The following is a 13,619-nucleotide window of genomic DNA, read 5'->3' on the forward strand; positions in this document are numbered from 1 at the left end:
ACTAAGCCGTTTCATCCCCCGGGACCTTTGAATCGGCTTTCACATCAACGGCGACGGGCAATGCAGTTGGATACAGATGTACATCCCGCTGCGGGAATGGAATGCAAATGCCCTCTTCGTCAAACCGCTGTTTAATCTGCTTGGTCAGATCCCATAGGACATCCCAATAAAACTCTGTTTTCACCCATGGTCTTACCCAAAAGTCGACTGATGACTCTCCTAGATTAGCAACCTTAATGACAGGTTCAGGGCGTTTTAATACATTAGGGTGAGACGTAACTACATCATGAATCACCCGCTCTGCATGGTCCAGGTCATCTGAGTAGCTAATGCCAAACACCATATCGACCCTGCGTAGCTTCTCAGCAGTAATGTTGGTTATCACATCGTTCCAAATCATGTTGTTGGGAACGACGACCCTTTGGTTATCAATCGTTTGAATAGTGGCACTCACAAGGCTGAGCTTTTTGACATTTCCTTGCACACCTCCGGCAATGACCATGTCACCTACATCGAACGGGCGATAAATAAGTATCATCATGCCTGAAGCAAAGTTTGATAATGTACCCTGTAACGCGAAGCCGATAACGATACCTGCAACACCAAAGCCCGCGAGTAATGGGGCGAGCTGCACCCCGATCTGACTGAGGCCAATCATCACACCGATAAAAAACACTATCTTACCGGCCATGGATATAAAGAAGTCTTTTAGTAGTTGGCTGAGATTCAACTTGGAGTTGTTAACTGCTTTTTCAGCAACCTTTCTCACTACGTTCGAAAGCAGGTGGAAAACAAACAAAATTGCGAAAAAGACAATGAGCTTTACTGTAAAACTAATCGAGTTTTCGCCAAACCACTCGGTCGCTGTTTCGGTCCAGGATTCCAGTAGTCTGGTGATGACCTTAACCTCGAAGATATCTTCGCTGACAGCACCCGTACTGGTAATTAACACCTCTTTGAAATAATCCGCGTTTGTTTCCAACGCGTCCAACGTCGCCACAGTGCCTTCCAGCGCCTGCGTACAGGTTGTACGTTTAATACTTAGGCGGCGTAAGGCTAAGTCGATATCTTCTTTTTCAGAAGCCGTTGCATTTGGTTTCTCTTTGACAAGCACGCCAATACGCTCATTGGCAAAATTAAGCAGCAGACTAAGCTCTTTACCGCGTCGAATGACCTCACCACTTAACTTTTCTTTAAGATGTTTTGTATCGACACCCAGCTGTGTCATCCACTTGATAAGGTCCAGCTTTAAAAGGTTGAGTTGACTGAGAGAACCTTCGACATGGCCTATGGCAAGTTCATGTTTTAAAGCGGGTTCACCATCCAAGCCCTCAAACTCTCCTCGCATGGTGAAAAGGGCCTTAGAGCGTTCAGCATAGGCTTGCTCTGCAAAGCGGTATTGCTCTAATAGTTTTTGCTTTAGTTTCTCTTTTGAATCCGCACTGACATAGTCCGGGTTAGCGCTCAGCTCATCTAACAGTGAAGAAATCGTCTCTGACTGCTTTTCTAATAACGTTTTTATCTGCAGCTTTTGGAGTAGCTCTTGCTCTCCCCTGAGCCCTTCATGAGACGCGATAAGCCGCTCTATTTGATTGGAAACATCCAATAACTCATCAGTAGCTTGCTTTCCTTCTTGAGCAAAGCAGGCATTGCCTATGAACAAGTATGCTAAGAAAAAGATTGTTGCACAGCGTCTATGTAAGGCCGTTCGTCCTATTCTCATTTCTATTTCCCATTAAAGAAGAGCCACTTACAAAGGTCAGAATAGTATTAGTTTTTGAAAGTGAAAATTAAAAGCCCCGATACGGCTTACAAATCGTTACTAAATGAGGCTCGCATTTGCTGAGTTTTGCGACGAAGCTGGTAGCAACGAAACGGAGTGAACCAATGAAAAACATGTTTATCAGTCTCACGGGCGGCTTTTTACTGATCGTTGGCATTGTGTGCTTGCTCACCCCGTTACCAGGCGCGTTGTTTATTGTTTTTGGCTTAGCGCTGCTCAGCATCAATCATCTTTGGGCACGTGTTTGGTTGAAACGAAGTCAGGATTGGATGAGCAAGGCGGCCAGGGCCATCGACAAGAAGCGGATCCAAAAAAAGCTGTATCGCTAAGTCAGAAACAATACACGCTTAGGACTCAATATCTCAGCTCCCTTTACTGCTAAGCGTACACGCATCACAATACAAAGTACCAATTTGACAGTGCTTTGAAAAAATGGGAAATAAACTTAATAGCTTCGCCGATCTAGCTGCTTTAACAGGCCGAGACCTACTGCCCGAGCAGGAAACCAGTTCCGATGATGAAAACCTGGTTTACAGTACAGACCGTGGGCGCATTTCTAACAAGAAGAGTACTGACGCCAATAAAGTGCTGGGTGACGGCAACGTTCGAGTGAGTCGCACCAGTAAAGGCCGTGGCGGCAAGACTGTCACTCTTGTCACGGGTTTACCCCTGAATCAGACAGAACTAACCGCTCTTCTGAAAAAACTGAAAAAACAGTTAGGCTGCGGTGGCGCAGTAAAGAATGACCAGCTTGAGTTTCAAGGTGACAGAAGAGACGCTTTGCTCAAACATCTCTCATCCGCCGGATACGAAGCCAAGCTCAGTGGCGGTTAGTATGAAAAAATTCCTTTACCTCATGTTGTTTGTTGTTGCCCTCGCCTGTTCAGGTCCTTTTATTATTAAAGGGCCTGACGGCAAGCCGCTGATGACAACTAAAACTATCATGCCAGACGATCACAGTACCGTGTGGGTTTACTGGAAGAACAAACTGGTTCTCTCATACAAAATGCTCTTAAGGCAAGGCAAGTCTTCTATGGGCATTGAAGAACCTGTACCTGCCGTCTATAAATGGCAGGACGAAAATGGCGTGTGGCATTATGGTGATAACCTTGCCGCCAAAGAAGTAGCAAACCCGAATGAAGTGACGCTCAGCGAGGGGCAGATAATTAATATTGATACCCCCATCAACAAGCAGGATGACAAAGCTAAGCAAGGTGGGACGGTAAGACTTCAACAAAGCGTCGATACGCTCAAGGAACCACTGGAAAAGGCTGAAAAAGCTAAACAGGCATTGGAAGACCGTAGTGAAGAGTTAGAAAAGTTGTAAATCAGTTGTCACATAACAGTTAAACCTGATTTATAATACCGCCAAGCCAAGGGGTGTTCCCAATTCAGGGAACTGAGATACCAAACCAAGGTAAACCCTTAGAACCTGATCCGGCTGGTACCGGCGTAGGAATGGCAATAGCAACGTTACCAGCCTTTTAGCACTTTAATTCGGCGGTAACTTTTATATGCTTCGTCCTTATGCCCTTACCCCTCTATCTCTTGCTATCAGCGCTATTCTCGCTTCCCACTCGGTATATGCTGAAACCCCAGAACCGGAAATCGAACGCATTCAGGTAACCGCAGATTTCAGGCCGCAATCATTATTCACCGTGCCCGCAAGCGTTACCGTAATTGACTCTCAGCAAATCAAGGATGAGTCCAGCCGCCATTTCGAGGATATTCTTGGCGCGATCCCAAATCTCAACTGGGCTGGCGGTAGTTCAAGGCCCAAGTATTTTCAGATCCGTGGCGTTGGGGAACAAGAAGAGTATCAAGGAGCACCAAACAGTTCCGTTGGTTTTGTTATAGACGACATAGACCTCTCAGGTTTAGGTTTAACCTCCAGTTTGTTCGATATAGAGCAGATTGAAGTTCTCAGAGGGCCGCAAGGTACAAGGTTTGGCGCCAACGCATTGGCAGGCATGATCTATATGCAAAGTGCAGCGCCTACAGAGACTGCAGAGTTCGGTACAGAAGTGTCAGTCGGCGAAGACAGTTTGACTCAATATGCTGGGTATGCATCGGGGCCGGTCAACGAGCAAGGAACGCTTAGGTACAGGGTATCGCTTCAACAGCACAACCAGGATGGGTTCAGAGACAACGATTTTCTTGGCACAGACGACACCAACGAGCGTGACGAGATGACACTGCGCTCGAAGTGGCACTGGGATGCGTCAGATGACCTGCAGGTACAACTTGCGCTGCTCTATGCAAACTTTGATAACGGTTACGACGCATGGACACTCGACAATAACGGATTTGATACCTTAACGGACCAACCGGGTGAAGATAGCCAGGAAACAACCGGCGGATCTCTAAAACTAAATTGGCGCATCAATAGTTATGTTGATCTGGTATCAATAACCAGCGCAGCGCATACAAATCATACCCACGCTTATGATGGAGACTGGGCAAATCCAGGTTACTGGCAAGCGCTGAGTTGCACAGACTATTACGATGAAAACGGCAATGGCGACTTCGCCGACCAGATACCGTGCCAATACGACTACCTGTGGGACAAAGATGCAGAGCGAGACACGCTTACCCAGGAAGTTCGTTTTCTTTCGACAGAAAACTCGAGAATATTCAATAAGTCAACTGACTGGCTTATCGGCCTGTATATACAGGATTTAGATGAAAGTAATGACCTTGAGAGCTTCTATAACGGTTGGCCAGATCAATTCCTGTCCAGTAATTACGAAGCGACTAACCTCGCCGGCTTTGCGCAGCTCGACAGTGAATTAACGGAAACAACTTCGCTATCTGTTGGCGTCAGGGTTGAACAGAGAGACGCGGAATATTCTGACGACGCGGGAGACAGTTTTGACCCTGAAGAAACAATGTGGGGCGGGCATATCTCGCTTCACTACAGCGTTTCCAGTTATTGGAGTTCCTACCTTAAGTTGGCTCGTGGCTATAAAGCAGGCGGCTTCAATATGGGGCTCCCATCAGACTTTAATCAGTACCGTGAGTTCGACAACGAAACCTTAGACAATCTTGAAATAGGGTTGAACGGTTATCTACCTGACTACCAGATCGCGTTGAATGCTGCGGTGTTCTATATGAAACGTGACGACCAGCAAGTCGAAGCTTCGATTCAGGATCCTGATAATCCTCAACGTTTCTTCCTTTACACTGCTAACGCAACCAGTTCAGACAGCTATGGCCTAGAGTTGGATGCTAACTGGCAAGCGACCAGTAATTTGGTGGTATATGGCACACTTGGCCTGCTAGATACCGAGTTCGACGATTATACCGTTGATCAAATCGATGGCTCTCAACTGGATTTGACTGGTCGTTCGTTGGCCCACGCACCTAATTACCAGTTTAGTTTCGGCACGACATGGCGCGGCGATAGTGGTTTTTTTGTTAACCTGAACGTAAGAGGCAGCGATGGCTTTTACTATTCCGACAGCCACGACCAGAAAGCTGACAGCTATGAACTGCTCAACGCCAGCATTGGTTACGAAGAAGCCAACTGGGCGCTTTATGCTTGGGGTAAAAACCTAACAGATGAAGAGTATGGTGTGAGAGGATTCTATTTTGGTAATGAACCAAACCTTGATTGGGCACCAAAGTTGTATGAGCGTTACGGCGATCCGCAACAGTTCGGCGTAACCTTCCGCTACAACTACTTTTAGTCACAAAGGTAAAAGATGAAAACAGCCGCAGAAATTAGCTTGTACCCGCTAAATGACAACTATTTGGAAATCATTCACTGGTTCATACAACGCCTGGATAGCTATTCTGAGATCGAACGGCTCACAAACGGCATGAGCACCCAACTTCAAGGCGACCATGATGCCATCTTTGACCTTTTGAAAGTTGAGATCGCTGCAGCCAATGAAAAATGGGGGCGCGGCGTCTTTGTGTGTAAGTTCATTCCTGGCGGCGTTAATCTCGCACACACGGAATAGCCTGGGTCTGTTGACCTTTGCTGTCTGTTTTTGCAGCAATATGTTGGCGATTTTGGCGAGGCAGAGGCTGTGAAGTCGAATGGCCCCAATAAAGTGCCGGCAACGAAGCGTAAATCACCAACAATTGCTGCCCTTCTTTTGAGGGAAATAGGGTTCGTTGAACCACGTTATGAGCTGCGTCATTCGCTACTTACTTAGATCGTCTTGCTCAGAACGTGTTTCATTCGAACAAAATCCATAGATAAAAGGTCAACCGACCCTAATGAACGAGCAGTCCCTTTTCTCTGACATACAGATTCAGTTTCACGCCTTAGTAGGATGGGAACTGGTAGCAGTGCTTCTGGCAATTGCCTACCTGGTTTTGGCCATGAAGCGTAGCCTCTGGTGCTGGCCTGCAGCCTTTTTCAGCACGCTCATTTACACCATGCTGTTCTGGCATGTTGCGCTGCTAATGGAATCAGCACTCAACGTTTATTACATGGCAATGGCGGGTTACGGGCTCTGGATGTGGCAAAGAGATAAAGCAGATGATGGAGAGGTGCACGTAACGCGGTGGCCAATCCATCACCACCTGATTGCAGTCTTTCTCTTGTCACTGGTAGCTGTAGGCACCGGTTGGTTGATGGACAATTATTCAAGCGCTGATTTTGCTTACTTAGATGCGGCAACGACAACATTCGCCGTGTTTACCACCTACCTCGTAGCAGCGAAAGTGCTCGAAAACTGGCTCTACTGGATCGTAATTGATGCTGTTTCCATCTATCTCTATTCAGAAAAAGGGTTGTATCTGACGGCTTTGCTGTTCGTGTTTTACGTAGTCCTAGCGGTTATGGGTTACAACAAGTGGAAACAAGCTGAACTTGAATATGCAGCCACTCACTGAAGTTCAAAAACTTCTTAAAAACCTTCCTGGCCGGCTGCTACCTGTAACACCAGAGGCATGCGACTTAACACCTCTGAGTGGCGGTTTTAATAATCTGGTTTGGCGGTTTACGGCAAACGACGGTGCTGGCTATGTCATCAAGCTTTTCAACAATGACAACGTAATACCGTCTGGGCGCAGCAACGAGAGAAAGCTGACTCAACAGGCTTCTGACATCGGCATTACGCCTAGGCTAGTTTACTGGGACGACAACAATACCTTTGCCGTAACAGAATACCAGGCTGCCGATGGTTCCAGGCTATCTAAAGATATGGCCTTAAGAACGTTGATTAAGCTTCATGGTTTGCATACACAATCCTCTCAGACAGTGGATTATCTGGAAGATTTCTCCGTTAATGAACAGCTTAAAGCCTTCTCTTTCAAGCGCGTTTATGATTGGCAAAATCGAATGCTGAGTAGCGCCCTTGCCCGATGTGTTTGCCACCACGACCTCTGTCCTGACAACTTGGTGATTGCGAAAGATCAGCTATGGGTTATCGATTTCGAATATAGCGGATGGGGTCACCCGCTGTTCGACCTTGCGAGCCTATCAGAGTCATTTAGCGACCCTGAAACAAAGCTGCAGCTCTGGCAAACATACCTTTCGACATCAGGGCTACCATGCTCAAAACAGGAAAGGGAAGCGTGGCAAGCCGCGCAGGCACTTTATACCTTCCTTTGTGCCAACTGGTTTTACCGACAACTAAGCTCTCAAAAAACAAACCAAAGGCTGGCGGGCAAAGCTGAATATTACCATTCTCAACTTATTGAGCTCATATCAAGAAGCAACTAGCGCCAGCTAGCACTTGTTTACCGATATAGCGCTCTTAGTCGCTGAGGTTTGTCACGCCTATTTACACTTTTCTACGTCACGCTAACATTGACGGCTAATAGCATGGCCAAATATCGCGTTATAATGCCGTCCGTTTTTCCGCTCCGCTTTTCCCTCCACGCGAGCCTCCACTAAGGATACGATAGCTGTTATGTGGCGAACTATATTGCTTCTCGCCTCAATCGTGGCTCTGACGCCATTGGCAATCGACATGTACTTACCGGCAATGCCAGCAATTGCCGAAAGTCTGGGTGCCCACTTATCTGTGATTCAGGGCTCCATGAGTACATTTCTGGTAGGTTTTGCCATCGGCCAGTTGATTCATGGCCCACTGACTGATGCTCTTGGCCGGCGCCCTATTGCCCTTGCTGGACTCACAATCTTCTGCGCGTCCAGTTTGCTTCTTACCTTTGCAGACTCCTCATCCATGTTTCTGGTGCTGAGGGTATTTCAGGCGCTTGGTGGTGCTGCGGGCAGCGTAGTAATTAATGCAACCATCACCGACAGATATAAAGGCCATGAGGCTGTGCAAGTGCGCTCGACCATCATTATGGTTATGACACTTGCGCCAATGTTAGCTCCGACACTCGGTGGCGGTTTGTTGCATTGGTTCGGTTGGCGAAGCATTTTTGCCGTTTTAACCGCCTGGTCAGTAGTCACACTAATCTGGAGTGCTGCCAGCTTAAAAGAATCCAATAGAAACACTCATGCACTGAGTTTTTCAAATGTCCGTTTGAGTTACACATCAGTCATAAAACAACCTCTGCTTTGGCCCTGGTTAAGTGGACTTTCACTCAATTCTGCTGCGTTCTTCGCCTTTCTTGGTGCCTCTCCCTACGTTTACATCAAGGTGATGGGTATTTCTCCGCAGCACTTCGGATTCTATTTTGCCGCCAATGTTGTGGTTATGACATTGGGAGCGGCGTTTAACAGCCGTTTATCAAGGTTGTTTGGTGCCCAGCAGGTCCTGCGTACTGCCCAAAAAATACAAATTACTGCACTAAGCCTGATGTTACTTCTGCACCTGCTCGATCTGCTTTCACTATGGACATTGGTGCCACTATGCGCGATATACATGGGCCTGAACAGCTTTGTCTTTCCGAATGCAACTTCACTATTGATGGAGAAGTTTTCTGAGAAAGCAGGGACTACATCGGCCCTGCTCGGCGCAGCACAATTTGGTACCGGGGCGTTGTCAACCTTCCTGGTAGCACAAGGCACTGATCATGGTGCGTCAGCCATGATCGTTATGATGTTCGCTGGTGGGATATCTGCATTTTTGTTAGTTGGCGTTGGGTGCAGAAAGCTCAATGGCCACAGTTAGAGGGCAAAAGCTAAAGTGTGCAGATGGTAGAATTTTGAGCGTTTATTAGCCACTTAGCGCCAAAGGTCGTCTATGATACCCGTAACATGACATGACGGCGGCCAAAATGATCGACCTGTATCAGTTTCCTCCAGGGTTAGGCGTACCTAACCCGAGCCCTTTTTGCCTCAAGCTCGAAACATTTCTAAAGCTTGCCGAACTCGATTATCGCAACCACTACGGTGCAGACCTGCGTAATGCGCCAAAAGGCAAAATGCCGTATGTATCAATAAACAAGCAAGTAATGGGCGATTCAGAACTCATTATTGAGACCTTGCTTGTTAGCGAAGCTGAGTCACTGGACTCATGGTTGTCCGGTGAAGAAAAAGCGATGGCCAAGGCATGGTGTCGCTTATGCAATGAGCACTTGTACTGGGCATTGGTCTACAGTCGTTGGTACTACCCTAAGGGTTGGCAACACATCAAGCAGGTATTCTTCAAACCGCTCCCGCCAATCATCAGACCTATTGTTGCGTCGCTGCTACGAAGGAAAGTGAAACGAGACCTCTGGGGGCAAGGATTAGCACGTCATACTCAAGAAGAAGTATGGGAAATTGCTGACAAAGACTTAAAAGCAATTTCAGATTTCCTCGGCAATAAGCCATTTATGATGGGTGAAAAACCAAGCAGTGCAGATGCCAGCGTTTTTGGTGTATTAGCCAACATCTGCTTTGCCAAGCCCGAAACGCCTCTCACGGTTAAGTCGCACCAGTATCCTAATCTAGCCCGATACTGCCACAACATAATGCAGACATATTACGATCAGTAATCGCCGTTTGTGGGGGTTAGCTTACCCTTTGGGTATCTCCGCTCATACGCTTTAGCATGCCCCACGAAGTGTTTTGGGTACCGTGCGCCCGCGGCAAAGCTCACCCCGTGAAGCGTAGTGGGTGTACCATACTTCCTGTACACAGCGTGCCCTTTGGGTATAAAAAAGCCGAACCCTAAAGGTTCGGCTTTCATAATTGGTTTTCAGGGATGGTTAATCGAGCTCATCCGCGGCAACGTGATATGAAGGATCTTCAATCACATTGACTTCAACCAGGTTGCCCGCCTTAGTCAGCAGCTTACGACATTCAGGGCTTAAGTGACGTAAATGAAGTCGTTTACCTTCGTTCAGGTATTTTTCAGCAACAGAGTCGATAGCTTCCAATCCTGAGTGGTCACAAACACGCGCCTGCTTAAATTCAATGACCACATCCAAAGGATCGTTTTTCGGGTCAAATGCATCCTTAAAGTCAGTCACAGAACCAAAGAACAGAGGACCATTTAACTCGTAAACCTTCCAGCCATCTTTATCTATAGATGACCTGACACCAATGTGTTTGGCATGCTCCCACGCAAATACCAGCGCTGCGACAATCACACCTACGACGACAGCGATTGCCAGGTCGGTAACGACAGTCACACCAGATACAAGAATCAGCACAAACGCATCGTGGCGAGGAACCTTACTAAGGATACGGAAGCTAGACCACTCAAAGGTCGCGATCACCACCATGAACATCACGCCAACGAGCGCTGCAATTGGGATCTGTTCAATTAGCGGAGCGCCCCACAAAATAAATGCCAACAGGAACAGCGCAGCAGCGATACCAGACAAACGACCGCGGCCGCCAGAGCTAACATTAATCATGCTCTGCCCAATCATGGCACAACCGCCCATGCCACCAAAACCGCCCGTTACGACGTTTGCAACGCCTTGGGCTACACACTCTTTATTTCCTTTACCACGGGTATCAGTCATATCATCGATAACCGTAACAGTAAGCAGTGATTCAATCAGGCCAATGGCTGCGAAAATGATTGAGTATGGCAGGATCAGCTCCAGCGTTTCCCAGGTAAGTGGCACATTAGGCAGGGCAAATGACGGTAACTCACCAGCAATACTTGCTAAATCGCCAACGCGCTTGGTGTCGAGGTCAAACATCAATACAACAACACTGACGACGACAATGGCGGCCAATGCAGATGGAATCGCTTTAGTGAAGCGCGGCAGGTAATGGGTGATCGCCATCGTTGCGCCAATCGCTCCCAGCATTAACACGAGCGACATACCACTTAACCACTCGCCTGATAACCATCCCCATTTGCCTTCTGGCGTAGAGACCTGAAGTTGAGGCAGTTGAGCTAAGAAAATGACAATGGCCAAGCCGTTTACAAACCCCAACATCACGGGGGTGGGAACCATTCGAATAAACTTTCCGAGCTTAAGTGCGCCTGCGGCTATTTGTATAAAACCCATAAGGATGACTGCTGCGAACAGGTATTGAACGCCTGCATCAGCACCATAACGCCGGGTTGCTTCAGCAACCAAAGCCACCATAACCACGGCTAATGCGCCAGTAGCACCAGAGATCATACCCGGACGACCACCAATAACAGCTGTGATTAACCCAACCATAAATGCTGCGTACAAACCAACCAGAGGGTGTACACCCGCAACAAAAGCGAATGCAACGGCCTCAGGCACCAGCGCAAGCGCAACAGTGAGGCCCGAGAGCAAATCTGCTTTTGGGTTATGGGTAAATGTTTTTAAAAAGTCGGCTACCATGGGTACGTCGCCCTTATTTGAACTTGATCACACAAACGGGCGCGTATGCTAACAGAATGTTCACTTTAAATCAGCGCTAGTTTGCCTGTGTCGGTTAAATATAGCCCCAGGCAGGCAACCTACGAATAGTTGAGTTATTCACTCGGAAAATGGGAGAATGTATTTCGTAGTACTTTTTTATGTACAGGAAGTACGGTATGACGCCGGTGCATGGTACCCAAAACACTTCGTGGGGCATGCTAATGCACAGGAGCGTCGATGAAGTAGAGAACTCTTTAACACCAATGAATAACAAGTTTCTTAAAGCAAGTATTTCACATTCCACACCGCCTCTGTCGCCCTGTGTTGGTTTGTGCAAGCTCGTAGATAGCGTTTGTTCCGGGTGCTTCCGAACCATGGAGCAAATCAGTGGTTGGTCTCGCATGTCGAACGATGAGCGCCAACGCGTTATCAACTCTTTGCCTCCTTCAATTGAAAAAACCTAACAGACATATTGCCCCGTTTCTCTAAAGGTACGTTTATTCCAACAAATCACAGCGTAGGAATAGATTAATGCGAAAGGGGATTATAGCGATTGCCATTACGTCCACTCTGATGGCTTGCAGTCAAAACAGCAGTGTTGATGAAACAGCAAATTCGGATTCGGCTAGCCAGTCAAAAGCAAAAGTCAGTGCCGAACTCTACCTAATGCATGAAGAGGCTATTCAGGCGCAGCGGTTCACAGCAAAACGTCAGCGGGCGCAAATGATACCAGCTCATGTTGAGGAGATGAGCGAGAATTACGCCGAATATCCTGCAAACCCCGTGCAACTTACAATCGACAACCCTGTATCCACTTTCTCGATAGATGTCGATACCAGCAGTTACAGCAACGTAAGAAGGATGTTGAATCAAGGTGTGATGCCTCCGGCTAAAGCCGTTCGGACAGAGGAGTTAGTTAACTATTTTAATTACGACTACCCTGCTCCCGACCAGGCAGATCAGCCCTTTAACGTTTCAACTGAACTGTCCGTCGCTCCGTGGAATAAAGATCGCCACTTACTGCGCATAGGCCTGAAGGGACTCGATATGGATGACGCGACTACCCTGCCCCCTGCTAATCTGGTGTTCCTGGTTGATGTAAGTGGCTCAATGCATTCCCCCAACAAACTCCCATTAGTTAAACGCTCTTTACGTATGCTGGCCTCACAGATGCGGGCGCAGGACACCATCGCTCTGGTTGTTTACGCCGGTGCAGCTGGCACAGTGCTGGAACCTACGTCGGGTAAAGAGAAACATACCATTTATCAAGCAATAGACAGCCTTGAAGCGGGGGGCTCAACGAACGGAGAAGCCGGCATAAAACTGGCGTACCAGTTAGCAGAGCAGTCTCGTCAGCCAAAAGGCATTAATCGGATCATTTTGTGCAGTGATGGTGATCTGAATGTTGGTACTTCAAACGTATCCGACCTCAAAGAGCTGGTGGAGCGTAAAAGAAAGTCTGGAACTCAGTTGACGACCCTGAGCTTTGGCACAGGTAACTACAACGACGAATTAATGGAACAGATTGCAGATGCAGGCAATGGGCAGGCGGCCTATATAGATACGCTGATGGAAGCGAAAAAAGTACTTGTAGATGAGTTAGGCGGCACCCTTCATACCATAGCCAAAGATGTAAAAATCCAGGTGGAATTTAATCCCGCTACCGTTAAGGAGTATCGATTGATTGGATACGAAAACAGAATCTTAGCGAGAGAAGATTTCAACAATGACAAAGTTGACGCAGGCGAAATTGGTGCCGGTCATACAGTCACTGCGCTATATGAGCTGACACTTGTGGGTGCTGAAAATCCAAGTGTCGATCCACTGCGCTACGGCAATGATACTGAAAACCCTGGCTCAAAAAGCAACGAGCTTTCATTCATCAAACTACGTTACAAGTTGCCCGATGAGGAGACATCACGCCTGCTCACTTTTCCGGTAAACAAATCTCAGTTCGTAGCACTGGATAAAACCAGCGATGACTTTAAGCACGCAGCCGCAGTTGCCAGCTTTGCTGAAGTGTTAAAGGGTGGAACTCATCTGAGATCTTTCGGATACGATGAGATAATATCCCTCGCTAAATCAAGTAAAGCAGCCACAGGTCGGCCACTACGCAGCCAATTTATCGAATTGGTTGAGCTGGCCAAACTGACCGCTGCCAGTGGCGCTTAAGGGAATT

13 protein-coding genes and 1 riboswitch are annotated in these 13,619 nt (G+C 47.5%); of the genes, 11 read left to right on the forward strand and 2 right to left on the reverse strand.

The window, feature by feature from the left end:
* Window position 1 precedes the first annotated feature (1 nt).
* Window positions 2-1,723, reverse strand: coding sequence for a mechanosensitive ion channel family protein (locus ABEA14_RS12240; protein ID WP_345340296.1), 1,722 nt, complete (start codon window positions 1,721-1,723; stop codon window positions 2-4).
* Window positions 1,724-1,887: 164 nt separating this feature from the next.
* Here ABEA14_RS12240 and ABEA14_RS12245 point away from each other — a divergent pair, with 164 nt between their 5' ends.
* From ABEA14_RS12245 to ABEA14_RS12285, 9 genes are all read left to right on the forward strand, one after another.
* Complete coding sequence (locus tag ABEA14_RS12245; RefSeq protein WP_345340297.1) at window positions 1,888-2,112, forward strand: PGPGW domain-containing protein; 225 nt, start codon at window positions 1,888-1,890, stop codon at window positions 2,110-2,112.
* Between the two features lie 103 nt (window positions 2,113-2,215).
* Complete coding sequence (locus ABEA14_RS12250; RefSeq protein ID WP_345340298.1) at window positions 2,216-2,617, forward strand: translation initiation factor; 402 nt, start codon at window positions 2,216-2,218, stop codon at window positions 2,615-2,617.
* A gap of 1 nt (window position 2,618) precedes the next feature.
* Window positions 2,619-3,110 (forward strand): DUF4124 domain-containing protein, encoded by a 492-nt coding sequence (locus ABEA14_RS12255; protein ID WP_345340299.1) that lies wholly within the window; start codon window positions 2,619-2,621, stop codon window positions 3,108-3,110.
* 39 nt (window positions 3,111-3,149) lie between these two features.
* Window positions 3,150-3,259, forward strand: a riboswitch (TPP riboswitch).
* A gap of 38 nt (window positions 3,260-3,297) precedes the next feature.
* The gene (locus ABEA14_RS12260; protein WP_345340300.1) at window positions 3,298-5,472 is read left to right on the forward strand and encodes a TonB-dependent receptor; all 2,175 of its coding nucleotides are present in this window, start codon (window positions 3,298-3,300) and stop codon (window positions 5,470-5,472) included.
* A 15-nt stretch (window positions 5,473-5,487) separates the two neighbouring features.
* A complete protein-coding gene (locus ABEA14_RS12265) occupies window positions 5,488-5,748 on the forward strand; it encodes a YkoF family thiamine/hydroxymethylpyrimidine-binding protein (RefSeq protein ID WP_345340301.1) in 261 nt (86 codons plus the stop codon).
* A 262-nt stretch (window positions 5,749-6,010) separates the two neighbouring features.
* Window positions 6,011-6,631, forward strand: coding sequence for a nicotinamide riboside transporter PnuC (gene pnuC, locus ABEA14_RS12270; RefSeq protein WP_345340302.1), 621 nt, complete (start codon window positions 6,011-6,013; stop codon window positions 6,629-6,631).
* Window positions 6,615-7,463: a choline/ethanolamine kinase family protein gene (locus ABEA14_RS12275; RefSeq protein ID WP_345340303.1), complete on the forward strand. Its 849-nt coding sequence runs from the start codon at window positions 6,615-6,617 to the stop codon at window positions 7,461-7,463. Before pnuC ends, ABEA14_RS12275 begins: the two co-directional genes overlap by 17 nt.
* Before the next feature lie 190 nt (window positions 7,464-7,653).
* Window positions 7,654-8,826: a Bcr/CflA family multidrug efflux MFS transporter gene (locus tag ABEA14_RS12280; RefSeq protein WP_345340304.1), complete on the forward strand. Its 1,173-nt coding sequence runs from the start codon at window positions 7,654-7,656 to the stop codon at window positions 8,824-8,826.
* Between the two features lie 106 nt (window positions 8,827-8,932).
* Entirely contained in the window at window positions 8,933-9,634 is a 702-nt protein-coding gene (locus tag ABEA14_RS12285) for a glutathione S-transferase family protein (protein WP_345340305.1), read from the forward strand.
* A gap of 213 nt (window positions 9,635-9,847) precedes the next feature.
* Here ABEA14_RS12285 and ABEA14_RS12290 read toward each other — a convergent pair whose 3' ends face one another.
* Window positions 9,848-11,419 (reverse strand): SulP family inorganic anion transporter, encoded by a 1,572-nt coding sequence (locus ABEA14_RS12290; protein WP_345340306.1) that lies wholly within the window; start codon window positions 11,417-11,419, stop codon window positions 9,848-9,850.
* A 284-nt stretch (window positions 11,420-11,703) separates the two neighbouring features.
* On the opposite strand from ABEA14_RS12290, the gene ABEA14_RS12295 reads away from it, so the two are divergent.
* Window positions 11,704-11,904 (forward strand): DUF1289 domain-containing protein, encoded by a 201-nt coding sequence (locus ABEA14_RS12295; protein WP_345340412.1) that lies wholly within the window; start codon window positions 11,704-11,706, stop codon window positions 11,902-11,904.
* A 67-nt stretch (window positions 11,905-11,971) separates the two neighbouring features.
* Window positions 11,972-13,612: a vWA domain-containing protein gene (locus ABEA14_RS12300; protein ID WP_345340307.1), complete on the forward strand. Its 1,641-nt coding sequence runs from the start codon at window positions 11,972-11,974 to the stop codon at window positions 13,610-13,612.
* The last annotated feature ends 7 nt before the right edge of the window (window positions 13,613-13,619 follow it).

The organism is Corallincola platygyrae, from assembly GCF_039544265.1.
Classification (GTDB): domain Bacteria; phylum Pseudomonadota; class Gammaproteobacteria; order Enterobacterales; family Neiellaceae; genus Corallincola; species Corallincola platygyrae.

Bases quoted from the DNA above. Each gene is read 5' to 3' on its own strand.
- ABEA14_RS12240 (WP_345340296.1), bottom strand. From the start codon at position 1,723: ATGAGAATAGGACGAACGGCCTTACATAGACGCTGTGCAACAATCTTT.
- ABEA14_RS12245 (WP_345340297.1), top strand. From the start codon at position 1,888: ATGAAAAACATGTTTATCAGTCTCACGGGCGGCTTTTTACTGATCGTT.
- ABEA14_RS12250 (WP_345340298.1), top strand. From the start codon at position 2,216: ATGGGAAATAAACTTAATAGCTTCGCCGATCTAGCTGCTTTAACAGGC.
- ABEA14_RS12255 (WP_345340299.1), top strand. From the start codon at position 2,619: ATGAAAAAATTCCTTTACCTCATGTTGTTTGTTGTTGCCCTCGCCTGT.
- ABEA14_RS12260 (WP_345340300.1), top strand. From the start codon at position 3,298: ATGCTTCGTCCTTATGCCCTTACCCCTCTATCTCTTGCTATCAGCGCT.
- ABEA14_RS12265 (WP_345340301.1), top strand. From the start codon at position 5,488: ATGAAAACAGCCGCAGAAATTAGCTTGTACCCGCTAAATGACAACTAT.
- pnuC (WP_345340302.1), top strand. From the start codon at position 6,011: ATGAACGAGCAGTCCCTTTTCTCTGACATACAGATTCAGTTTCACGCC.
- ABEA14_RS12275 (WP_345340303.1), top strand. From the start codon at position 6,615: ATGCAGCCACTCACTGAAGTTCAAAAACTTCTTAAAAACCTTCCTGGC.
- ABEA14_RS12280 (WP_345340304.1), top strand. From the start codon at position 7,654: ATGTGGCGAACTATATTGCTTCTCGCCTCAATCGTGGCTCTGACGCCA.
- ABEA14_RS12285 (WP_345340305.1), top strand. From the start codon at position 8,933: ATGATCGACCTGTATCAGTTTCCTCCAGGGTTAGGCGTACCTAACCCG.
- ABEA14_RS12290 (WP_345340306.1), bottom strand. From the start codon at position 11,419: ATGGTAGCCGACTTTTTAAAAACATTTACCCATAACCCAAAAGCAGAT.
- ABEA14_RS12295 (WP_345340412.1), top strand. From the start codon at position 11,704: ATGAATAACAAGTTTCTTAAAGCAAGTATTTCACATTCCACACCGCCT.
- ABEA14_RS12300 (WP_345340307.1), top strand. From the start codon at position 11,972: ATGCGAAAGGGGATTATAGCGATTGCCATTACGTCCACTCTGATGGCT.